At 33.8% G+C, this 22,348-nt stretch carries 21 protein-coding genes, 2 pseudogenes and 1 riboswitch; of the genes and pseudogenes, 12 read left to right on the forward strand and 11 right to left on the reverse strand.

The genetic code is table 11. The annotated features are described in order from the left end of the window. The first annotated feature begins 24 nt into the window (after positions 1-24). Complete coding sequence (lepB, locus tag ACTYA4_RS20470; RefSeq protein WP_443481692.1) at positions 25-570, forward strand: signal peptidase I; 546 nt, start codon at positions 25-27, stop codon at positions 568-570. 44 nt (positions 571-614) lie between these two features. On the opposite strand, the gene ACTYA4_RS20475 is transcribed toward lepB, so the two are convergent. The 3 genes and pseudogenes from ACTYA4_RS20475 to ACTYA4_RS20485 all read right to left on the reverse strand — a co-directional run bounded on the left by ACTYA4_RS20475 (position 615) and on the right by ACTYA4_RS20485 (position 4,245). Further along, complete coding sequence (locus ACTYA4_RS20475) at positions 615-1,091, reverse strand: (2Fe-2S)-binding protein (RefSeq protein WP_443481691.1); 477 nt, start codon at positions 1,089-1,091, stop codon at positions 615-617. Further along, on the reverse strand, positions 1,084-1,920 hold the full coding sequence (locus tag ACTYA4_RS20480; protein WP_443481690.1) for an FAD binding domain-containing protein: 837 nt from the start codon (positions 1,918-1,920) through the stop codon (positions 1,084-1,086). The genes ACTYA4_RS20475 and ACTYA4_RS20480 overlap by 8 nt, the downstream gene beginning before the upstream one ends. After that, a pseudogene (locus ACTYA4_RS20485) lies at positions 1,917-4,245 on the reverse strand (xanthine dehydrogenase family protein molybdopterin-binding subunit). The gene ACTYA4_RS20480 and the pseudogene ACTYA4_RS20485 overlap by 4 nt, the downstream one beginning before the upstream one ends. 311 nt (positions 4,246-4,556) lie before the next feature. On the opposite strand from ACTYA4_RS20485, the gene ACTYA4_RS20490 reads away from it, so the two are divergent. The 3 genes and pseudogenes from ACTYA4_RS20490 to queF all read left to right on the forward strand — a co-directional run. Next, complete coding sequence (locus ACTYA4_RS20490; protein ID WP_443481689.1) at positions 4,557-5,531, forward strand: bile acid:sodium symporter family protein; 975 nt, start codon at positions 4,557-4,559, stop codon at positions 5,529-5,531. A gap of 82 nt (positions 5,532-5,613) precedes the next feature. After that, a riboswitch (PreQ1 riboswitch) is annotated at positions 5,614-5,657 on the forward strand. Between the two features lie 121 nt (positions 5,658-5,778). Continuing rightward, positions 5,779-5,955, forward strand: coding sequence for a hypothetical protein (locus ACTYA4_RS20495; protein ID WP_443481688.1), 177 nt, complete (start codon positions 5,779-5,781; stop codon positions 5,953-5,955). A 326-nt stretch (positions 5,956-6,281) separates the two neighbouring features. After that, positions 6,282-6,611: pseudogene (gene queF, locus ACTYA4_RS20500) on the forward strand (preQ(1) synthase); the annotation flags it as partial. Positions 6,612-6,740: 129 nt separating this feature from the next. On the opposite strand, the gene ACTYA4_RS20505 reads toward queF, so the two are convergent. From ACTYA4_RS20505 to ACTYA4_RS20515, 3 genes are all read right to left on the reverse strand, one after another. Next, positions 6,741-8,420: an ATP-binding protein gene (locus tag ACTYA4_RS20505; RefSeq protein WP_443481687.1), complete on the reverse strand. Its 1,680-nt coding sequence runs from the start codon at positions 8,418-8,420 to the stop codon at positions 6,741-6,743. A gap of 327 nt (positions 8,421-8,747) precedes the next feature. Beyond that, positions 8,748-9,329 (reverse strand): LOG family protein, encoded by a 582-nt coding sequence (locus ACTYA4_RS20510; RefSeq protein ID WP_443481686.1) that lies wholly within the window; start codon positions 9,327-9,329, stop codon positions 8,748-8,750. 141 nt (positions 9,330-9,470) lie between these two features. Next, positions 9,471-10,313, reverse strand: a complete 843-nt coding sequence (locus tag ACTYA4_RS20515) for a helix-turn-helix transcriptional regulator (RefSeq protein ID WP_443481685.1) — start codon at positions 10,311-10,313, stop codon at positions 9,471-9,473. 193 nt (positions 10,314-10,506) lie between these two features. On the opposite strand from ACTYA4_RS20515, the gene fabF reads away from it, so the two are divergent. The 3 genes from fabF (at position 10,507) to ACTYA4_RS20530 (ending at position 14,415) form a co-directional block, all read left to right on the forward strand. After that, on the forward strand, positions 10,507-11,748 hold the full coding sequence (fabF, locus tag ACTYA4_RS20520) for a beta-ketoacyl-ACP synthase II (RefSeq protein WP_443481684.1): 1,242 nt from the start codon (positions 10,507-10,509) through the stop codon (positions 11,746-11,748). Positions 11,749-12,083: 335 nt separating this feature from the next. After that, complete coding sequence (locus ACTYA4_RS20525; protein ID WP_443481726.1) at positions 12,084-13,577, forward strand: MDR family MFS transporter; 1,494 nt, start codon at positions 12,084-12,086, stop codon at positions 13,575-13,577. 739 nt (positions 13,578-14,316) lie between these two features. Further along, positions 14,317-14,415, forward strand: a complete 99-nt coding sequence (locus ACTYA4_RS20530) for a YjcZ family sporulation protein (protein ID WP_443481683.1) — start codon at positions 14,317-14,319, stop codon at positions 14,413-14,415. 503 nt (positions 14,416-14,918) lie between these two features. On the opposite strand, the gene ACTYA4_RS20535 is transcribed toward ACTYA4_RS20530, so the two are convergent. Continuing rightward, positions 14,919-16,127 carry a right-handed parallel beta-helix repeat-containing protein gene (locus tag ACTYA4_RS20535; protein ID WP_443481682.1) on the reverse strand — a complete coding sequence of 403 codons (1,209 nt, stop codon included), beginning with the start codon at positions 16,125-16,127 and terminating at the stop codon, positions 14,919-14,921. Between the two features lie 667 nt (positions 16,128-16,794). Between ACTYA4_RS20535 and ACTYA4_RS20540 the strand changes: the two genes are divergently transcribed. Together ACTYA4_RS20540 and ACTYA4_RS20545 are read left to right on the forward strand one after the other, a co-directional pair. Continuing rightward, positions 16,795-17,763 carry a hypothetical protein gene (locus ACTYA4_RS20540; protein WP_443481681.1) on the forward strand — a complete coding sequence of 323 codons (969 nt, stop codon included), beginning with the start codon at positions 16,795-16,797 and terminating at the stop codon, positions 17,761-17,763. 156 nt (positions 17,764-17,919) lie between these two features. After that, entirely contained in the window at positions 17,920-18,060 is a 141-nt protein-coding gene (locus tag ACTYA4_RS20545; RefSeq protein WP_443481680.1) for a hypothetical protein, read from the forward strand. A gap of 61 nt (positions 18,061-18,121) precedes the next feature. On the opposite strand, the gene ACTYA4_RS20550 is transcribed toward ACTYA4_RS20545, so the two are convergent. Next, positions 18,122-18,340 carry a WYL domain-containing protein gene (locus ACTYA4_RS20550; RefSeq protein WP_443481725.1) on the reverse strand — a complete coding sequence of 73 codons (219 nt, stop codon included), beginning with the start codon at positions 18,338-18,340 and terminating at the stop codon, positions 18,122-18,124. A 131-nt stretch (positions 18,341-18,471) separates the two neighbouring features. Here ACTYA4_RS20550 and ACTYA4_RS22330 point away from each other — a divergent pair, with 131 nt between their 5' ends. After that, positions 18,472-18,831, forward strand: coding sequence for a YhjD family protein (locus ACTYA4_RS22330; RefSeq protein WP_510186489.1), 360 nt, complete (start codon positions 18,472-18,474; stop codon positions 18,829-18,831). Here the strand turns inward: ACTYA4_RS22330 and ACTYA4_RS20555 are convergent. Further along, positions 18,810-18,941, reverse strand: a complete 132-nt coding sequence (locus ACTYA4_RS20555; RefSeq protein ID WP_443481679.1) for a hypothetical protein — start codon at positions 18,939-18,941, stop codon at positions 18,810-18,812. The genes ACTYA4_RS22330 and ACTYA4_RS20555 overlap by 22 nt on opposite strands. 191 nt (positions 18,942-19,132) lie before the next feature. Here ACTYA4_RS20555 and ACTYA4_RS20560 point away from each other — a divergent pair, with 191 nt between their 5' ends. Together ACTYA4_RS20560 and ACTYA4_RS20565 are read left to right on the forward strand one after the other, a co-directional pair. Then, entirely contained in the window at positions 19,133-20,131 is a 999-nt protein-coding gene (locus tag ACTYA4_RS20560) for a hypothetical protein (protein WP_443481678.1), read from the forward strand. A gap of 24 nt (positions 20,132-20,155) precedes the next feature. Beyond that, positions 20,156-20,773: a LysE family translocator gene (locus ACTYA4_RS20565; RefSeq protein WP_443481677.1), complete on the forward strand. Its 618-nt coding sequence runs from the start codon at positions 20,156-20,158 to the stop codon at positions 20,771-20,773. A 231-nt stretch (positions 20,774-21,004) separates the two neighbouring features. Here the strand turns inward: ACTYA4_RS20565 and ACTYA4_RS20570 are convergent, their stop codons facing one another. Both ACTYA4_RS20570 and ACTYA4_RS20575 read right to left on the reverse strand, forming a co-directional pair. Further along, complete coding sequence (locus ACTYA4_RS20570; RefSeq protein ID WP_445505853.1) at positions 21,005-21,709, reverse strand: M15 family metallopeptidase; 705 nt, start codon at positions 21,707-21,709, stop codon at positions 21,005-21,007. Between the two features lie 56 nt (positions 21,710-21,765). Beyond that, positions 21,766-22,182 (reverse strand): phage holin family protein, encoded by a 417-nt coding sequence (locus ACTYA4_RS20575; protein ID WP_443481675.1) that lies wholly within the window; start codon positions 22,180-22,182, stop codon positions 21,766-21,768. Positions 22,183-22,348 lie beyond the last annotated feature (166 nt).

Here is a 22,348-nt window from a genome sequence, read left to right on the forward strand (position 1 = left end):
AATAAAACGATTGGAGAAACAGAAATGAACGATTCTATTAAAAAAGAGATTTATTCATGGTTAAAATCATTATTTTTTGCAATGATTATTGTTGTGATATGCCGTACGTTTTTCTTTAGCCCGAGTGTGGTTTTAGGTGCATCAATGTCCCCTACATTTGAAGCTGGCAATAAAATTATTGTGAGTAAAACAAGTAAAATAAACCATTTTGATATGATTGTTTTTCATGCACCCGATGCGGATGAAAATTATATTAAAAGAGTGATAGGATTGCCTGGTGATCGTATTTCAGTCAAAGACGAAGTCTTATATATTAATGGAAAAGCCTATAAAGAACCTTATTTGAAAGAGAATAAAGAAAGCGCCCCCTTTAATAAAATAACAGGTGACTTTACTTTAGAAGAGAAAACTGGAAAAGACAAAGTTCCAAAAGGATATTTATTTGTAATGGGGGATAACCGCTTACATAGTCATGATAGTAGAGAATTTGGCTTTATTCGTGCAGACTCGGTAATTGGGGAAGCTGTCTTTCGATTTTATCCTTTAAAAGAAATAGAGATTATTAAATAAACATTACTCTCTAACATACTATTTAAAAAAAGTTCTATCTATTTCTATTCGTCTATTTTTTTATTCAAAACGGATTTGACTGCCTTTTCAATCTCCTCGTAGCATGTGCAACGGCATATGTTCGAAGACAGCCATTCACGAATTTGCTCATCTGTTGCGTTCGGATGCTTGGTACATAACGCATGACCATTCATGATAAATCCTGGTGTACAATAACCACATTGAAAAGCAAACTGTTCAATAAATGCTTGTTGTATCGGAGCATCATGTAAGCCTTCAATGGTTTTAATGGAATGACTAATAGCTTCAAGCGTTAACATAATACAGGATTTGATTGGCAGTTGATCCACTAATATAGTACATGCACCACAGTCACCATTTAAACAACCGGGCTTTGCACCTGTTAAATATAAATTCTCTCGCAGTGTTGTTAATAGCGTTTGATCAGGTGAAATCACTACTTCCTTCTTTTCCCCATTCACTTCTAGAAACGCGATTATTTTTTTGGAAAAACTACTCAAAGTATTGTCCCCTCTCTAATACTTCTAATATATCTTTTAACAAGTTTCTCAACACAAATAATCGATATTCTGAAGAACCTTCTATATCATCCAAAATAGGAGTAGGTAAATGATTGATAACCGTATCCAATTTCTCATTTAACTTTAAACTTTGGTCGTTTATAGTTTTTTCGATTGTTTGCGAGCGAAAAGGAAAAGGGCATAAACCGCTAAAAGCAATTCGAATTTGATTGTTTATTTTTAATGCTGCTGCTGTGATTAGAGGATAACCTGTTTCCCATTGCTGTCTTTTTTTTACCGTTACAAATGGAGCTGTAATATACTTTTTCTCGATCAACGCTTGAACAAACAAATCTCCTTTGTTTATACGTAATTTTTCTTTAAAAATAGAAGAAATCATTTCTGTATGCACGGTTTCATCCCTTTTGATCAATAAAATACTGTCTGTTAAAAGCAATGGCAAAACTGCCTCTCGATAAAAAATTGCACCACATATATTGCCGCCAAGTGTTATTTTATTTCTTACTGTTAGATCCGCCACTTCTTTGGAAACTTCTGTTAATAACGGAAATAGATTTTTCTCCTCAATTTCCGTTAACGTTAAGGCAGATCCAAAAACTAAATAGTCTCCTTCAAGCTGATGTACAAGACATGCATCTAACTTTTTTATATCAATAACAGCATTTGTCTGTACCATATTTAACCGACCTAATGTTAATATTTCCGTTCCACCACTAAAATACAATGGGTGCTTCTTATCCTTGTTTAAAGTATGGAATAAAGATGTAGCTTCCTCTAAATCTGCAGGTAGAAAATAATCAAAATTCAATTAGTATTCCTCCTCCTTTCTCTCCATATTGTTTCTGGAATAAGGGGCAAGGAATTTAACGGAGCTTCTGCAGCAGATGATAAGGCATTTCCTAATGCTGCGGCTATTCCTATTATTCCATGCTCCCCAGCACCTCTTGCGCCGAATGGAGCATCAAGTTGAGGCGTTTTCACAAAGTCAACGATATATTCTGGATGCTCTCCAAACCTAAGTGGTCTATATGTTCTTAGCTGTGGATTCTTTAACCTTTCATACTCATCAAAATAAAAAGCTTCTCTACCAGCCCAAGCAATCCCCATACTCATTGCACCTTTTACTTGTCCAATAGCTCCACTATAATTTAATACTTCTCCGATATCCATAACCGTTATTGCCTTCACAATCGAATATGTACATGTATGTTTATCAAATTCAACTTCTATTCCCTGCGCTCCAACTGTCCATTCAGGTTCAGGGGTGCCTGCACCTGTTTCTGGATCAAGTTTTGTCAGGCCGCGGAGCATATAATTTCCTTTTGCAATAATCTGCCCGCCAATAGCATTGCCATTTGGATAAATATACCCATAAGCAATATCTTTAACTTTTACATATAGATTTTGATTATCTGATACAAATACTTTTTCATTTCCTACTTCTAAATCTTCTATTGGCACTCTTAAAACGATTGCTGCCATTTTCTTCAATTGTTTGATTGCATCATCTGCTGCTGATAACACCGCTCTTCCAGCCATAAAAGTTCCTCTGCTAGCTACTGTTTTCCAATGTTCTGGTTCAATTTGTGTATCCACCGTCATTCGAACATATATTCTATCAACACTCATTTTCATTTTTTCTGCTAATATTTGGGCAAGAACTGTTTTTGTGCCTGTTCCGATTTCAACTAAACCTGACATTAAATTGATGCTTCCATCCGAATTAAAGGTTAAAGTTACACCAGAACCTGCGTCAGGACCTATTGTTGAATTTTTCCAACAACAACTAATTCCTTTTACTCTTATTTTATTATTTCCTAATTCCGTTATTCTTCCTTCTTCCCAGTTCTCCATTTTCTTAATCGATCAATACATTCATCTAAATTACCAACATTGCTATTATTTAAGATTACTTGGTAGGTGTTGTATCTCCCGGATGGATAGCGTTTAATTGCCTTAAATCGAGAGGATCTAAATTAGCTTTGTTTGCCAATAGATCCATCGCCCTTTCAAAAGCAAAATGCACTTCGCCATGACTAAACCCACGAAATGGGGCAGCATAAGGATGATTCGTGTACACACAGAAGGAATCATACCAAATATTTTCTAATTGGTAAGGTCCGGTGCAATCAACTGCTCCTGCAGTACATAAATGGGGAGATTTATCAGCATATGCACCTCCATCAAAAATATAGTTAATATGCGCAGCTTTTAACTTGCCTGACTTTGTGCAGCCAAGCTTTATCGTCGCATTCAAGCCAATATGTAAAGGGGATACGGATATATCCTCTTCTCGTGTGTTAACAATTTTTACCCTTCTGCCGTTTACTGCTCTTGATGCAATATACGCAAATATTTCCAAGTGAACAGATGCTTTTCCCCCATATCCTCCTCCAACTATAGGGGTTTCTACCACCACTTTTCCTGGATCTATGCCAAAATCTCTGCTAATAATTTTTTTCACCATATATGGAGCCTGAGAACTCGTAACAATATGAACCTTGTCGTTTGCATCAATTTTACATATAGCTGACCGTGTTTCCATGGCACAATGGTCAGCTAATGGGATAAAAAAAGTAAATTCTATGACAATGTCACTTTCTCACCATCCCTTTTCCATATTCCCTTTTCTAATTTTTGCATGATTAATAATATTCGTTCCAGGCTGCGGATAAATACTTTCATCTTTTATATATTTTTCAATATCTTCATGGATAATGGGAGCATTCGACTGAATTGCCTCTAGACCAGACTTAACAATTGAAAGCGGTTCATATTGCACTGCTATTTTACTTGCAGCAAGCTTTGCAAGACTTTCAGAATCAGCTACAATTAAGGCTATCACTTCTCCATAATAACGAACTTTATTTACAGCGATAGGGGGACGATCCATCACTTCTTCTCCAATCAACGGGAGGTTTCCACCTAAAATGATGGCCCGTACACCTTTCACATCTTTCGCCTTTGTTATGTCGATCTTGATTAAATTTGCATGTGCATATGTACTTTTTATCAATTCAACATGCAAAGCATCCGTTGTTATATAATCACCCGTATATTTTGCTTTTCCCGTAACCTTATCCCAAGATTCTTTGCGTAGAATACTTTTTCCGATTATCGTCAATACATTCATCTCCTGACTGGAATTACCAAATGCCATAAGGAAAATTTAACAGCAGACCATTTATTCTTTAGAATTGATTGTTTACTTCCTTCATCTTTTTTAAAGAATTATACGTTTTACAAATTAAAGCATTGTATTACAGAATTATATGAAAATAGGAAAGGAAAAAGTCTAAAATTATTAGATAATGAAAAACTCAAAAAGCCAGCAAATAGTAGATTAAAAACATATTGATTTTTTTTAATGTTTACACTAGTATAAATGAATGATTATTGTGTAAGATAATTTGACAAAAAGTTTTATTGGAGGTTTATTTATTTATGGGTTTCATCGAGAAAATCAGCAACTTTGCTGGAAAAACATTTACATTATGGGTATTAATCTTTGCTATTATTGCTTTTTACTTGCCAGATCACTTTATTGGTCTTGGAAAATATATCGTTCCTTTATTAGGAATTGTTATGTTTGGAATGGGCCTGACACTCGAAGCGTCGGATTTTAAAGAAGTTGTAAAAAGACCAAAGGATGTTGCTCTTGGGGTTATTGGACACTTTGTTATCATGCCTCTGCTTGCTTTTATACTTGCTATTGGTCTAGATTTACCAAAAGAAGTAGCTGTTGGTGTCATTTTAGTAGGCTGCTGTCCAAGCGGCACCGCTTCTAATGTTATGGTGTTTCTAGGAAGAGGAAATGTAGCGCTGGCTGTTGCGATTGCTTCTGTTTCTACCATTCTTGCACCAATTGTTACGCCGCTGCTCATTCTTCTGTTTGCAAGCAAATGGGTTAATATCAGCGTTGCTTCTTTGTTCCTTTCAATTGTACAAGTAGTTATTGTTCCTTTAGTTCTTGGTGCAATCATTAAAAAGTTCTTTGGCAAACAGGCAAAAGCAGGTGCAAAAGCAATGCCGCTCGTTTCTGTTCTTGCTATTGTATTAATTGTTTCAGCAGTAGTAGCAGGCAGCGCTGACAAAATTGCGCAAACAGGTCTGCTTATTTTTGGAGTTGTTATCCTGCATAATCTACTTGGATTTTTGATTGGCTTTTTCTTTGCCCGTTTATGTGGAATGGATTTAGCAAAACAAAAGGCTGTTGCCATGGAAGTCGGCATGCAAAATTCCGGCTTAGGAGTAGCCATCGCTACCGCCCATTTCTCGCCTTTAGCAGCAGTACCAAGTGCTATTTTCAGCGTTTGGCATAATCTATCCGGTTCTCTACTTGCTAATATTTTCAGCAGGATGAAAGACAAAAACGAAAAGGATGAAAGCATCAATCAAGATATACATTCCATTAAATAATGGAATGTAGCCTGGAAGGGAAATCTTGTTGACGTTCTAGCGAAATTCCTATATCATTTCTTTATAAATATGTAATATGTACAAGGAAGAGGTTCATAGCGACCCTCTATAAAAAACTATGGACACATGTCAATAAAAAGCCATGTCCATGATGGAGATGGCTTTTTTCTTTTGTTCCATGATAACTTTTTTATAGCTATTAAATTTGCCTCTTTTTAGTGTACAAACAATCATTGGAGGTTATGTTATGTCTGGCAGAAAAACAGAAGAAGGTTTAGAAGATTTAACCTTATTAGGAAACCAAGGAACAAAATATGTTTATGAATACAATCCTGATATTTTAGAATCTGTTGATAATTTGCATGTAAATCGTGATTATTTTGTTAAATTCAACTGTCCGGAATTTACCAGTCTGTGTCAATAAGGGCACACTTCAGTGGCAACACTGTCGCTTAAACCTCGTGAATTCAGGGAAGGAAAGAAATTTCTAATCCTGAGCCAAGCTCTTATTAGAAGTTGTTCAAAAATCCTTCCGTCTTTTTGAACAACTTCTAATATGGAGAAGGTGCAGAGACTATCGAAATCGTGCAAATAAGAAGCGATATTGTAGTATTATTTGCAAAAGAGAGTAGAGTACATCCATATGGATGGAAGCGCGAGGGTTCTTATGTTTTATCGCAGAAGCATAAGAATATGATATAGTCCACCTACTTATAAGAAAAGCGGAAGTGCCCTTGCTCATAAGTAGTGCCAATCACTGGTCAACCTGATTTTGCAACGATGTATATCAGTTATATTCCGGATCAAAAAATTGTCGAAAGTAAATCATTAAAATTATATTTATTCAGTTTTCGTAATCATGGCGATTTTCATGAAGACTGTGTCAACATTATTATGAATGACTTAATCAAACTGTTAAATCCACGTTATATTGAAGTTTGGGGGAAATTCACTCCTCGTGGAGGATTATCGATTGATCCATACTGCAACTATGGAAAAGCAGGAACAAAATATGAAGAGATGGCATCCCATCGATTAATGAATCATGATTTATATCCAGAAAAAATAGATAATCGCTAAATGTATATAAAGATGCAGACTGATTGAATAATCTGCATCTTTTTTTATCGAAAAGGGGTCTGAGCTGCGTCGCCTTAATTAGGTTTGAATCTGCTTTTACCTTGTTAAATGGCGGAGACTAGACATGAGTTAAGAGTGGGATAAAGGAATTTTCACAACAATGGTTGTACCAATATTTTCTTGACTGCTAATAGAAACGGTCCCTTTATGATTTTCGATAATTTTTTTACTGACCATAAAACCTAAACCTGTTCCCTTTTCTTTTGTTGTATAAAAAGGTTGACCTAATTTAGACAGTACGTAATCAGGAATGCCGCAGCCTTCATCTATAAAGACGATTAACACTTCTTGTGCATTTGTCTTTTTAAGCTGAATGGTCAATTTGCCTCCATTTTTCATTGCCTCAATCGCATTTTTTATAAAATTAATACATACTTGTTTTATTTGGTTTTTTTCACAATTAATAAAAAATTTATCAGACTCAATTTCCAAATCGATTTGAACATTTTTCATAATTGCTTCCGCTTCTAACAAAATGACCGTATCTTGTATTAATTCATAAATATTTGTCCATTCAAAATGAACTGCTTGTGGTTTGGAGAGAATTAACAACTCACTAAGAATTAATTCAATTCTTTCTATTTCTGCCTCCATTATTTCATAATATACTTTATTTTTCTCTTCCGCTTGTTCCATCAGTTGCAAAAAGCCTTTGATCGCTGTAACTGGGTTTCTTATTTCATGTGCTATTCCTGCTGCCAACTCTCCTGCAATCGATAATTTTTCTGCTTTTACTAATAATTCTTGTGCTTGTTTTTTTTCTGTTATATCCCTAATAATAACTGCGCGGCCATTTACTTTATCATATTCATCTCTAAGCGGTAAACAAGATATCAGCACATAAAGTTGATTTCCTTCTTTGTTTACTCTGATTGATTCATATTCTTCTACGTTTTCTCCTATAAATGTTTTACATCTATTTTGATAAACCTCCTCCATTTCACTTTTTGGTATATGTGGTAAATGCAAAGAATTTACTCCAACTATTTCTTGTGGTTTCCACCCAAAGGTTTTTTCAAACGCTTCATTTACTGTCAAAACTATATCCTTATTATTTAATATGACTATTGGATCTAAATTTCGCATAATAAACGATTCCAGTTGATGCCTTGTAGCTTTTATGATACTTTCTAATTCTTGTTTTTCTTTATATACCGTAAATGATGGATTATTTGCGTGCATATAAAATAAAGATTCTATTATTTGATCATCTGTCATAAAGTATGGATATGCAGTTACTAGTTTATTTTGATACGTTGCAGAAACTTCTTCTCCATTTAAAGCAAAAACAGCGTTACTTTCACCTACACTATCTTTTTCTGTTAATATTCTTCCAATTTGATTTAAATTATAACTAGGTCTTGTGTGCTCATTCATAGATATATGTATCCAACTGTCAACTTTTTTCTCTTCCCATTTCCCCTTATTAAAGGTTTGTTTGAAATAAGCTTGAAGGCTTTCAAAGCTTGTTCCATCGCACAGTTGTAAAAAACATTGATCAGTTAGAAAATAAATAGATTCCAGTTCATTAGGAGGAACAAGATTTGTAAGTGTATCGAAAACCTCCTTATAAACTTCTTCTTTTTCAATCAGTAATAGCTGATGTTTATTTTTTAATGCCTGCAAAATAAAATCAACTGTATTCTCCATATATTTCGAGATATCTTCATAAATATATAATATATGTCCTTTTCTTGCATTATAATCGATAAGCTGTTTTTTACTTCGTTGCTCGGTATGGTTATTCATAGTACACCTCCGTTTACACCCTAGTTTATTGCGCGTGTTCAAAAAGAGAATAATCTAAGCGAAGAAGTTCGAGGCAGGGAAGTCACGAAGCCAGAAGCGTTGGTGTGGTGCTTGCCTGTGAACTGATGCGGTCACGTAATGAAGAGATTCGACTGCTACTGTTACCAGACTTTTTGAACAACCACCTATGGTACAATTATACATGAAATGGAAATCTTTTTCTTGAATCTAGTCCAATAAATTTATTCTTTATTCATAAGAATCTATTTATCTTTAAACAAAAACCCGCAATATGCGGGTTTTCTGCTTATTTCCTTACACGGCAGCTTATGTTTGATTTTCGGTTAGAAAAATTTTAACCGTTGGTGGTGTATATGTATTTAATTGATTAAGCAGTGTTTCCGGATTAGCATCTACAAGAGCCATGTTGCGAAATTTTTCTTGCAGAAACTCAGCATCAACCATATGGTGGATTAATCGGATAAGAGGATCGTAATAATGATTGGTATTTAAAATACCACATGGTTTTTGATGTAAACCTAATTGGGCCCAAGTGTATATTTCAAAGAATTCCTCTAAAGTTCCAGCACCACCTGGTAGTGTAATAAAGCCATCTGCTAATTCAGCCATTTTTGCTTTACGTTCATGCATGGAATCAACAACGATTAATTCCGTTAAATCTTTATGAGCAAGTTCTTTCTCCGCTAAAAAATTGGGCAGAACACCAATTGCTTTTCCACCTGCTTGTAGAACTGCATCCGCAACAGCACCCATTAAACCTATACTCGATCCTCCATATACAAGTTCTAGACTTCTTTTTGCTAATTCTCTCCCTAAAGCTTTCGCACCTTCTAAATAAATTGGGGATGCCCCATTACTTGAACCACAGAAAACAGCTATTCTTTTCATCTGGTATCTCCTCCTATGGCAACTGTTTATCTATATATTATAAACGGAATTGTTCAAATAGTCCTAATTTCACTGCAATATTTTTTCTCCTACTTAACACATAACAAATTTATTCTCTTGCTGCTTCCAATGAACGAACATCTATTCTTTATCTTTAACAACACTTTTTAATTTGTTTTCTGTTGAAGTGCCTTCCTCTGGTGTATATACACTGCATCTTAAATCATGGTTGCCCTGGACTTGAAAAGATGTAAGACTAAATATTAATTTTCCAAGCTTAGCATGGCGAAACTCAATCCATACTTCAGGAGCAGAACTGACTTCACTTTCATTCCATAATTTACTGAAATCTGGATATTCTCGTTCCATTTTTTCAATAAACGCTGTATACCAATCATCTGCTACATATTGTCCATAATACGTTCGAAAAATGGCAATAAACCCTTTTACGAAATGCTCCCAGTTAACAGCAAGCGCTCGTAATTCTTTCCGTGAAAAAAGCAATTCAAGCAGATTTCTTTTTTCTAAAGGGATTTTCCCAAAATCTAAAAAAATATGAGCTGCTGCTTCATTCCATCCAACGATATAACAGCGTCTATCGGAAATAATAGTTGGACAATATTGAAGTTCATCTATTATTTTTTGTAAAGATGGTGTAATGATGGGACTTTCCTCTTGAATATAGACTGATTTATCCCCTTCTTCCATTGCTAAGCCGTGCAAATATTTCCGTTCATCTTTATTTAATTGAAGAGCATCTGCAATATTCTCTAATACAGAAACAGAGACTTTAATATCCCTTCCTTGCTCTAGCCACGTATACCATGTTGTGCTAACACCAGCTAGCTGCGCCACTTCTTCTCTCCGTAAACCAGGTGTCCTTCTCCTAATGCCAACAGGTAAACCAACCATTTGAGGGGTAATTTTCGATCGTTTTGTTTTCAAAAATTCGGAAAGTGCATGTAATCTTCCTTCTTGATTCATTTTTTTCTCCTTTTATAGGTTGTTCAAAATTCCAGGAAGCATAGCTGATTTAACATCTCCCTGATGTCCTTGTTTTCGAACATACACTCTTATTAATAATCTATTACTCATTATACTAGGATAAACTACAACTTGTAATAGGATAAATTATCGTTAATAATGATACTATCCATTCAAAACGGAGGTAATTTTAATGAGTAGAGTAGTTATTACAGGGATGGGGATTATTTCTCCATTAGGAAATGATGTTAATAGTTTTTGGAATGCTTTAGTAAATGGTAGATCTGGAATTAAGGAGATCAACATTTTTGATACATCGCAGTTGAAAACAAAAATAGCTGGAATAGTAGAATCGTTTGATGCACATGAAATTTTTGGAGCAAAAGAAGCCAAAAAATTAGATCGATTTACACAATTTGCGTTAGCTGCAGCTGAACAAGCGTTAATAGATTCTCAATTACAACTAGAAAATACCAATCCAGAACGTATTGGAGTATTTGTTGGCTCAGGAATTGGCGGATTAAATACTCTGATTGATAATGTTAATACGTTAAATAACAGAGGATCTAACAGAGTTAGTCCAAATTTAGTGCCTATGATGATATCGAATGCTGCTGCTGCTAAAATCAGCATTCGCTTAGGAGCTCAAGGACCGTCCATGTCTCCTGTTACAGCTTGTTCAATCGGAAATACTTCCATTGGTGAAGCTTTTCAAGCAATTGGCAACGGAGACGCAGATATTATTTTTAGCGGCGGTGCAGAAGCGGCTATCTCGCCATTATCAATAGCAAGCTTCAGCAACGCAAAAGCATTGTCTACCAATAATGAAGTGCCCTCGCAAGCAAGCCGCCCTTTTGATAAGGAAAGAGATGGCTTTGTAATGAGTGAAGGTGCCGGCATTCTTGTGTTAGAATCTTACGAACATGCAAAAAAAAGAAAGGCACCTATATATGGAGAAATGATTGGTTATGGTTCTAGTTCGGATGCATTTCATATGGTAGCACCCCATCCCGAAGGAAGAGGTGCCTACCTTGCGATGAAAAAAGCGCTTCACAGTGCAAATAGGACCATACATGATATAGATGTCATCAGTGCCCATGCGACAAGTACACCAACTGGCGACCGCTCAGAAACGATGGCAATTAAAAAGCTATTTCAGGAAAAAGCTTACCAAATTCCTGTAACAGCCAACAAATCAATGTTTGGCCATATGCTTGGAGCAGCGGGTGCTGTCGAAGCTATTGCATTAGTAAAAAGCTTGCAGAATGGAATCATCCCACCGACTATTAATTTGAATACACCTGACGAAGAATGTGAATTAGACTATGTTCCTGAAGGTGCTAGGATTATGAACAACTTATCAATCGGACTTTCAAACTCTTTTGGCTTTGGCGGACATAATTCAGCTATTATTATTAAAAAATTTGAAGAATAAATGGCAAAGTTTAAATCTATCAATAGATAAAAAAGTATGCAAAGCTTAAAAGTAGCAGGAGGCATAATAACTTGCCTCCTCCGTTCATTCAATTTCCTCCATCTCAGCCTTTATTCCTTTTAATACGATCCGCAGCCCGACTAAAAAATTTTGTTCATTATTAGCCCCCCTTTTAGGGATAACATATGATGGTATACATATGGAACTTCATCCTTTGCAATTTCACTACCTCTTTACTTCTATTGTATATTAGTTGATGCACATTTGCTTTACTAAGTAATTTAACAGTGTTAGACTCAAATTATATTTCACCTAGTGACAGAAAAGAGGTCTCTATTATGAATAAAGAAACAAAAATTGTACCAGTAATGAGTGCACTCATGCTTGGTATTTTTGTTGCGAGCTTAGACAACACAATTGTAGCTACAAGCATGGGTTCCATTATCGGTGACTTAGGCGGTATGGACAAATATGTTTGGGTCACATCTGCTTATTTAGTGGCAGAAATGGCTGGAATGCCTATTTTCGGCAAGTTGTCGGATATGTATGGACGTAAGAAGTTTTTTATGTTTGGCATTTTACTCTTTCTTTTTGGTTCCATTCTTTGTGGAACTGCGCAAACGATGGTGCAGCTTTGTATTTTTCGCGCGATACAGGGAATTGGCGGCAGTGCGCTAATGCCTATTGCGTTCACTATTATTTGGGATGTTGTTCCAAAAGAAGTACGGGGAAAAATGAGCGGCATTTTTGGTGCAGTATTTGGTTTATCCAGTATCGCTGGACCGTTGTTAGGTTCCTTTATAACCGATCATTTTCATTGGCGATGGATATTTTTTATTAATATTCCAATCGGTCTTATTGCTCTAGTGCTAATTCTTGTTTTTTACAAAGAATCTAAATTCCATACTGTTCAAAATATTGACTGGATTGGTTCTATTTTACTTATTAGTTTTTCTGTATCATTGATGTTTGCATTAGAATTAGGCGGCCATACATATAGTTGGGATTCTTGGCAAATTCTCTCCTTATTTGCTGCATCTATTATTTGTTTGATTCTATTTTTACTAGTGGAAAAAAAGGTAAAAGATCCGATATTACCCTTTAATTTATTTAAAGAACGATTATATACTACCAGTGTGTTAACGGGCATGTTTTATGGTGCAGTATTTATGGTGTCAACTATTTATATCCCACTTTATATCCAAGGTGTAGAAGGTGGTACTGCAACAAATTCAGGATTACTGCTTTTGCCAATGATGGTAGCAACTAGTGTCGCTGCAGGTTTAGGTGGTGCACTTGCAAATAAATTCGCCTATAAAAAGATTATGGTTTCATCAGCTGTACTAATGGGAATTGGCACGTTACTGTTAAGTACATTGGATCCATCAACGCCGAGATGGCTTGTTATTTTATATATGATCCTAATTGGGTTAGGGGTTGGTCCTTCGTTCTCCGTACTCAGCATGGCTACGTTGCAAAAAGCATTGCCACAAGAACGAGGAATTGCAAGCTCTACAAGCAATTTTTTACGTTCATTAGGAATGACTTTAGGTATTACCATATTTGGCGTCATTCAGAGAAATAATTTCACTTCCGGTCTACCAGAAATGTTTAATAAAGGAGATAACGCAACTAGCGGCAGCATCTTATCTCCAGAAGCACGTGCGCATATCCCAGCAAATATTTTAAAGGAAATCACAGAAGTATTATCAAACTCCATCACTACTACTTTTTTATGGACGTTTATACCACTTTTCATTTCTTTAATCTGTATATTCTTTATGACAAAAGATAAATTAGGAGATTCGAAACTAAGTCAACAAAATTGACACCTCTTATATAAAATTAGTAAAATCTCCTTAATTTAATAAGACCTATTCTATTAGTCGGTTTTTCTGATGATGGAATAGGCCTTTTGTCTATTAAATATAGTTCAAAAAGTCTAGGAACCATAGCTGCCGCATCTCTACTTCCGTACTAACAATGCTCTTTCCAACGCTCTGGGCTTCGTGACTTCCTTACCTCTACCTTTTCCGCTTGATTGTTCTCATGCTTGAACATGCACTAAGAAGGATTTACAAAAACTAAATAAAAATTTACAAAAAATAGAGACTTAGACGCCTAGTATTTATATAAAATCAGTATATAATGAGATTTACATAATTTAAAACATTTTCACTTTATGATCCATTTTATAAGGAGGATTTTATGAACCATAATAATGTTTTATACAATGGAAAAAGGTTTAGAATTATTTTTCAGTATACTAATGGGTTTTGTGAAATCAGAGATATTACCAATAAATTCAAAGTACAATTAGTTCATTATTCTGAGTTAACTACCATAAATTAATCATTATTTAAACTATAAAGCCGAAGTTAGTAACTGCATTCATTGTAAGAGGGCTTTCTTTTTTCATAATTTTGCAAAAAACGTGATTGGATCACTTATCATTTACAGCCATAAACCACCCATTTTTATTTTTTTCACTTACATATGTATTCTTGTCCATACATAAATGGAAATGAATCATACCATGTTATGAAAACGATAAAGGAGGTGTGGTTTATGTCTGAATATGGCGGTAGATCTAATAACTTTGCGCTTATTGTCGTTTTATTTATTTTGCTTATCATTGTCGGTGCTTCTTTTTTAGGAAGCTATTAATCTCCAATAATGCTTAACTTGATTCCAAATTGGGGTATACGTTATATCAAGTCATGTTTTCATATAAATCGGTTATCAATATCCCAATTTGGCTGTTTTTCTATTATGGATCTTCTAATATCTTTCCAATATTTCATCCAAAAAAATTATATTTTGAGCAGATAACAACCAACTAACTTCATTTTGGTCTCTAAAAAGAAGCCTTAACGCTTCAGCGCTAAGGCTTCTTTTTATAAATGGCTGTTTTCGTATAGATTGTTGCTTTTAAACTCGCAGCCCGAATACACTTCGTCCGTTTAGCGAGCGTCGAGCCTCCTCGTCGCATACGCTCCTGTGGGGTCTCGTCTTTCTCGCATTCCCACAGGAGTCTACGTGTATTCAGTCTGCTGAGTAATCTTCTCCCATTTTTTACATAAAAAACAACAAACTTTAAGAAAAGAGCCTTATATATATTTCAAAGTACTAATCTTTTGGAACCTGTTAACGTTCTTTAAGTCAACCTACTAGTTCATTGGTACAAACGTTGTAGTAGATGATGAAAAATTATTATACTCTCTATTAATTCTAGTAAATTTTTCTTTCACATTAAATCCTTGGTTAGTTTTTAGCGCTTCGATGTTTTGTTTGTATAATTTATCATAGATAACAGGGTATTGTGATCCCGGTCCACTGTTTTGCCACGGCATAAATTGTATTGGTCTAGCAAGGTTATCAAAAGTATTAAACTCAATGGTCATGTTCTTTGAACCACTAACCAATATGCCGCGTTTACCATCTGCACCTCCGGCAACATTATTAATTCTATTATCTTTAATAAGCGAGTTTTTCCAGTTCATTACTCTAATCGCATCATTACGCATATTCTCAATCGTATTATTTATTATCACAATGTTTGTGTGATTCTCTCCTTCTGAAAATTTATGCGTACCAATTGCTCTATCTAAATTGTTAAAGGTATTATTTTCAATCCATATATTCTTATTTGCTGTTCGATCCATTTTACTCCACTTACTGTTAAATCCACCGGTAGTTGGATCTGGTGTATCGAGATTAATTGCTTCTTTGACAAAATTCATGGACGGAATAGACTCTAAGAAACGATTACCAGCAATAACTGCTTGCTTTGTTGCATCCATCTCAATAAAATGGCCGCTATTCATATTTTGAAAAGTAATATTACGTATTTCAACGTTTTTATTATGTCCTGCAATAATCGCAATGCCATCCTTTGTATTCTGCATATCAATTGTGACATTACCTTCCCCAATAAAAGCGATGTTTTTCTCCCCACCGTGCTTACCAACTACACCTTTTTTATTTATAAGGGACGGTCGAATCAATTGGAAAAGGGAAGCAGAAGGTCTATACGAAGCTACTCCAGTCGTATTGCCTTTTATTATATTTGTTCCATCTTGGAAAATGATTGTGACATTAGAAGGCACAGCAAGTGCATTTGAAATCGTATATGTACCTGGCGCGATAATAAGTGTGCCGCCTTTTTGCTTCTCTAATAATTGTAGATATGATTGCCAAACAAAATAATCTTTCGTATCATTATTATAATAAGTTGATGTTATTATCCTTTGATCAAGTGGTTTCGTATCAGGTGTAATAATATATGTTTCTTGAGCAGCATTAGCTTCAAGCGGTGAAAGAGAATAACTTAAGAATAAAAACAATATTGAAAAAAACAATAAAAATAACTTTTTCATTTCCAGACCTTCTTTCCATATTAATACACATCATATCATCGATCCACTCGTATAATAACTACTTATTTTATTACAATTTAATCACAAATATTACAATTATTCAACAACTTAAAGTTTTTTCTTTATTAAGTATGTGTTAACTCATTTTAATAACCGTCTAATAGATCTAATTAGCCAGTTTCAGGAAACACAAAATATCAATAAAAATCTCCATTTTTCATCCATAATAGAAAAAAGCCCCAGCGCCTACAGCGCCAAGGCTTCTCTCTCTTAGTACATTTCCAAGTACTGATCTCTCTCCCATGGGTGTACTTGCGTACGGAACATGTATAATGACATAAAAACGGATTAAAACACATATAAACAACTATTATTATCTTATTTTCTTGATTCATCCATATAAACAAATCAAAATATATAAAACATTCATGGGTGTTTTATGGGTGTTATCATGGGCGCTTAATTAGCGCCTTTTTTTATTTCTCCATCCCATTTTCTTCTTTAATATCTGCCCCTTTAAATCTTTCATGACCGTTTCATTCTCAACAAAATTCACTGCGAAATTAAAATGAATAATTTGTCTACTTTTGTCGAATATATAGTACAGGTCTCCCTATTTCTATAAAATATAAAAATAGTAGAAAAAGACTAATTAGGGGGAACCACATTGGATTTTATAATGAGTATTGCAACATTAGGTTTTTTAATTACTTTAGTTTATGGGATCGTTTTAAAGGTGAGAAGAAAGCCTGCTAAAAAGATTTTTTTAAGTTCATTAACATGTTTAGGGATTATGTTCATATCATCATTTTTTGTGGATGGAGAAAAACCAAAAGAAAAAGCAGAACCTGTTTCAAAAGAAGCAAATGCTACCAAGGAAGAGAAAAAAGAAATTACGAATAAACAAGTATTAAATGAAATAAAAGTGGGTATGGATTACCCTGAAGAATATAATAAAGCCAAAAAAAAATTAAATATTACTCCAGAGAAAAACATTTCAATAGGTAATGGAAATGTAGGTAGTGTGATAAAGACAAAAGAAGGTTATATAGTAGCTAATATTGTAGCTGAAAACATTGATATATCTGATGCAAAAATAGCAGAAATTAATACTTTTAAAAATATGGAAGAAGTAAAAAAATATGAATCAGATATGCGTACTGCAACTGAAAAAGAAGATGATAAACCATCATTTGATTTTACGTGGGATCAATTTAAAAATGATTGGATAACAATAGTTCCTAACATAAAAGGTTCAAAAATAGCAAATTTCACAGATGAAGATCCAACAAATCAAAAAGATAATATAGCTTTAAGTGCAAAAATCACGGATTATTTACAAGTACTTGGTGATTTGGAACCTAAAACTAATAAAGTGAGATATATTAGTATAATGGGGCAACCTACAAATGATAACGGAAAGAATACAGATATTATATTGGCTTTTGGTAACTTAATCGCTGTTTCAAATCCCAAACTTTCTGCAGAAGAGCGTGGTAATATTTTAATGAAAAAATTAAAATTTAACAGTGGTGATTTTTCTAATTTAGACGAAACATATGAATATAACGGAGTTATTTATAAAGCTAGTAATATGGCTGGAATATTAACAGTTAGTATTTCTCCATCAGAATAATAAACAAAAGCCCTTCTCAAAGAGTTGGGCTGTTTTATTACATATTTATTATAGAGTATCCGTAATAAGGATTACTTAATATCTTCATTGGTATAATTTTTTGGATCAGGTTGATACTAGGTTAGAATAAAATTTTCTTGAAAGGAGAAATAAACTTTGAAAAGAAAAAAACACTTACTTCTACTAATATCTTCTATTTTATCCTTAGGATTTCTATTTGGTTGTAATGGGGTTGATGAAGATGAACCAGATCCAACTGAAGAACCTTCTGAAGAGCAAAACAATGAAAATGAATAGTAATAATTATAAAATTTAAAGCTACAGTAAAACAGCCTTTCTCAACCGAGTTGGGCTTCTGTTATGCATATAATTTTTCTTTAGTATAAACAAATGAGGCAGCTAAGATTGAATCGATCTTAAAGATGCGCGGCTGCTTTTTTGTTAGACAATAAGCTTTAATATATGTCCTGTTTACTTCTTTTACTAAAATAGTTCTCTTCGTGAAATTGTTCTTGCTTTCATAAATAATTTCAATTGCTCTCTTATTTTTCAAAGCTTTTTCTAGTTGTTGATTCATCACATAACTACCTCCTTCTTTGGATATAATTATATAGGAACAAGCGTTCTTAATCAATCTTGAAATCGAACAATTGTTCTGATATTCTAAGATTAAATGGTCGGTAGTTATTAATGAATAGGATTGATTTTATGACTAAAATAAAGGATGAACATAGAAAAATAATTGAACAGGCTATTTATTTACCGCTGCTTTTATTAGTATTGGAATACGATCGTAAGGTTGCTGAAAAAACGCCTGGGTTTAAACTAAGACAAGTCTATCTAGACCTAATAGAACATACCATGTTGAAAGTCCAGAAAGACCTTAAGATAATTAATGACAAGATGAGACTGAACAAGATGAAGGTACAAAAAGGTGAAAACGACGGTGTATTTACCCAATATAATTTTTATTATCAGGGTTATCATGAGGTACATCGATACTTTAATTCGAATTTGCGAAATAAGACTGAGAAGTTATTGACTTATTATTTCTTAAGAGATGTTTGATCTTGTGGGAAGACAGCAAGGAAGTTATCAATGAGGTTTTTCAAGTCGGTAGAAGTTTGGACATTTTCATATTGTTCTTTTAGTTGTAACAAGTATTCATATTCTGTCATTCTATCCCTCCTTTCTTACTAGGAAGATTCTTTATTTTAGGTATTTATTCCTACTCGTTCGCGAAATGTACAAAAAAAGTTATTAGTACATTCTCAATCTATTTTTTACAACATTTTTACATTTTTTATAAATAAATACCATTTATTATGATATAATTTTACAAAAATGGATTTTGGAGGTTATATCAATTATGAGTAAAAATACCATTATTAAAGTGAAAGAAGAATTTCCTAGACTAAATCAAATGTCTAAATTTTTTTCTGAAACAGCATCTGGACGAAAAGGAATACCTTCTAAAAAAATATATAGGGGAACGATAGAACTATTTAAAGGGGATGTAAAAACTATAAAATTTTATGAAATACATGATAAACTTCGTGGGAATTTTGATAAACATTTCTTCTCTAGCATCCCATACATATTAGAACAAGAATGCAGATTAGGAAGATCTTTACTCGATTATAGCTTTAATAAAGAGACAGATGAAAAATTTGTAACAATATATACTTTAGGGACCGCTGAAGCTACAATGGCAAGAACACTTGGCTTACTAGGTAATGGAAAAATCAAAACTTTTTCTTGTAGTCCAACAAAAGAGAATCGAGATAGTTTTTTTAGCCATGGAATACCCGAACATTCTTCTTTTTATGTCGGTCCTTATTTTAATGTTACTAAAGATTTATTAAAAAAAAATAAAGAATACTTTCCTTTTATTAATGGTTTTGATGTTATAGTAGAAGATACAACTTTTCAAATGTATGGAAAAAATAGGGACGAGCAGATAAAAAAAGCTAAAAGCAATCTAAAGGAAGATGGATTATTTATATTTATAGAGAAGTTTAATCATGAAAATATAGACGAATATATTAAGCGAGAAGAACAAAAAGATCAAAAATTTAAATCGCGATTTTTCACTATGAATGAATTAGAAATTAAAAAGAAAGATATTCTATCAATCATGAATAACCAACAAATTACATTGCATGAATTTAATAAAATATTAAAAGATAATTTTGGTCATGCTGCTATGATTTGGAATAGTGGAAACTTTTATAGTATAATAGCTTCTGATTCTGAGGAAAATTTATCTAAGTTTTTATCTATATTACCTCCAACCTATATTCCTAACGAATATTGTTACGAAAGTCTTCCCAAGATACTATTTGGTTTAGAAAATATTTTTTTCTAAAAATATTTATTCTGGAGGTTTATCATGTCAATTGAATTATGGGTTTCGTTTATTATTGCTTCTACATTCATAATATCCGCACCTGGACCCGCAGTAACATTTCTTATTACTACAAGTATAAATGATGGAAAAAGAAATGCTTTATCTATTATTCCAGGCGTTTTTTTAGGAGATTTAGTAGCAATGATTTTATCTTTTGCTGGGGTAGGAGCAATTATAGTTTCCTCTCCTATTGCTTTTTTAACTTTAAAAATAATTGGTGCACTTTATTTAATATATTTAGGAGTTAGAGTTTGGATTGAATCAAAAGGCAAATCTAAAAGATTAAGCAATACCAATAATACTCATGAAAAAAGAAAGTCCTTTATAAAGGGCTTTTGGATATCTGTTTTAAATCCTAAAAGTATTATATTTTTCGCTGCTTTTTTCCCACAATTTATCAATAATGAATATTCATATATTCATCAAATAACAATACTGGCTGCTACTTATTTGTTACTAGGTATCCTAAATGATATAACCTATACTGTTTTGGCCCACAAAATTTCAAAATTTTTAAAAGAGAGAATAGTGATGTGGGTTATTCGGATTGGTGCATTAAATCTAATTATCACTGGTTTCATTTTAACATTCTTAAAATAAAGAAAGAAATTTGAAGAAAAAAAACTGTATACCCAAATATCAGGCTGTTGAGAATAACCTCGACAGCCTTTTAATAATTAATCCTGCCCAATATAATTACCTAATATTCCTTACATAACATTATGTTCTAAATATAATAAATTAAAGGATGCCCTTCTCAATAGGAGAAGGACTTTTTAGCTTAATCATGCTGTAAAACTATTTTATACCCATCCGAGTTATTTTATGCAATTAAAACATTACTGTCCATGTGTTTTTACCCACTACCCCATCAGCTGTTAATCTGTGACGCTTTTGATATGCTTGTACAGCTTTCTTTGTGCCTTTGCCATAGATGCCATCTGGTTCTACGCCAACAGCGCGTTGTACTCTTTTGACGTCCGTTCCTTTGCTTCCGATGTCTAGTGTGCCTGGGAACTTCACGATTGCTTTATTGTCAGTTGCAGTTTTCTTCTTAGTGTTTGCTTTCTTATTTGTAGATGCTTTTTTAATTGTTGTATTTGGAGCCTTTTCGCCGCCTACAGTATCATACAATTCAAAATGCGGATAATCTTTAAAAGACTTCCAATCACCGCCCCATTTGAAACCTTCAGCTTTCATCGCAACAACAACTTTTTTAAAGTCGCCACCAGTTGTCCAAATAACACCTTTTCCGTCTTTTGTGTATAAGCATAAGTCAACAGCTACACCATAGTTGTGGTTGGACTGTCCACCTCTAGCATTTGTTACAATTTTGCCTGGATTAGTGCGGCCTTGTGCATATAATGCATTTTGCTCTGCAAATGAGCGAAATCCTTGCGCCACGCAAATATAGATGCCTTGCTTTTGTAGTTCGTATATCACTTTACGAACCTTGTCGGCCACTTCTTTATGCATTCCAGCAACGTTTAATTTACGATTTGCTTTTTCAATTAAATAATCAACTGATAATGTCATTTCAATCTCTCCCTATAATTTATTGAATATAAAAAAGCCACTCTCGAATGAGCAGCTTATTTTCCTTTTCCTTCTCTATCTTTAAATTGCTCCAACACACTAGAGAATTGAACAGGTACCTTAACACCTATATAGCCAAGGTTTTCAACGAATGATATTCCCTCTGTACCGATTAAAAACATAATCATCGCATTACGCATGAAGCTTCCGCCACTACCAGCGACTTGATCTAACTGGTTAGCAACAATGACTGCTGAAATCATACCTGCTTTTTTCATCAACCCTTTAAATGCTTTCTTTGATTGCAAATCTTTTTTGTAAAAATAAGCAACAGCTATACCGCTTAAATAATCAATCCCCATTAAAACCGCCAATGCAATAACCAACTTATCAAGCCCTCCAAGCAAATAAGCGATGGAAGAAATTCCACCGCCTAGGATTACAACATATAAAGAATCTGTATTTTGTTTCATTCTTTTACCTCCATTTTTTTGTATTAAAAAAGGACTCTCCGAAGAGAATCCTAGATTGATTAATATTTAGTTATATCGCTACATTGATCCCTATTATAATGTAGCGTTCTTTACCTTTTTTTCTATATATGGTAATGCCTCTTCTACATATTTTAAAAATCCTTTA

This window comes from Niallia yueguangensis, from assembly GCF_052663115.1.

Bases quoted from the DNA above. Each gene is read 5' to 3' on its own strand.
- lepB (WP_443481692.1), top strand. From the start codon at position 25: ATGAACGATTCTATTAAAAAAGAGATTTATTCATGGTTAAAATCATTA.
- ACTYA4_RS20490 (WP_443481689.1), top strand. From the start codon at position 4,557: ATGGGTTTCATCGAGAAAATCAGCAACTTTGCTGGAAAAACATTTACA.
- ACTYA4_RS20495 (WP_443481688.1), top strand. From the start codon at position 5,779: ATGTCTGGCAGAAAAACAGAAGAAGGTTTAGAAGATTTAACCTTATTA.
- ACTYA4_RS20505 (WP_443481687.1), bottom strand. From the start codon at position 8,420: ATGAATAACCATACCGAGCAACGAAGTAAAAAACAGCTTATCGATTAT.
- ACTYA4_RS20510 (WP_443481686.1), bottom strand. From the start codon at position 9,329: ATGAAAAGAATAGCTGTTTTCTGTGGTTCAAGTAATGGGGCATCCCCA.
- ACTYA4_RS20515 (WP_443481685.1), bottom strand. From the start codon at position 10,313: ATGAATCAAGAAGGAAGATTACATGCACTTTCCGAATTTTTGAAAACA.
- fabF (WP_443481684.1), top strand. From the start codon at position 10,507: ATGAGTAGAGTAGTTATTACAGGGATGGGGATTATTTCTCCATTAGGA.
- ACTYA4_RS20530 (WP_443481683.1), top strand. From the start codon at position 14,317: ATGTCTGAATATGGCGGTAGATCTAATAACTTTGCGCTTATTGTCGTT.
- ACTYA4_RS20535 (WP_443481682.1), bottom strand. From the start codon at position 16,127: ATGAAAAAGTTATTTTTATTGTTTTTTTCAATATTGTTTTTATTCTTA.
- ACTYA4_RS20550 (WP_443481725.1), bottom strand. From the start codon at position 18,340: ATGAATCAACAACTAGAAAAAGCTTTGAAAAATAAGAGAGCAATTGAA.
- ACTYA4_RS22330 (WP_510186489.1), top strand. From the start codon at position 18,472: ATGACTAAAATAAAGGATGAACATAGAAAAATAATTGAACAGGCTATT.
- ACTYA4_RS20555 (WP_443481679.1), bottom strand. From the start codon at position 18,941: ATGACAGAATATGAATACTTGTTACAACTAAAAGAACAATATGAAAAT.
- ACTYA4_RS20560 (WP_443481678.1), top strand. From the start codon at position 19,133: ATGAGTAAAAATACCATTATTAAAGTGAAAGAAGAATTTCCTAGACTA.
- ACTYA4_RS20565 (WP_443481677.1), top strand. From the start codon at position 20,156: ATGTCAATTGAATTATGGGTTTCGTTTATTATTGCTTCTACATTCATA.
- ACTYA4_RS20570 (WP_445505853.1), bottom strand. From the start codon at position 21,709: ATGACATTATCAGTTGATTATTTAATTGAAAAAGCAAATCGTAAATTA.
- ACTYA4_RS20575 (WP_443481675.1), bottom strand. From the start codon at position 22,182: ATGAAACAAAATACAGATTCTTTATATGTTGTAATCCTAGGCGGTGGA.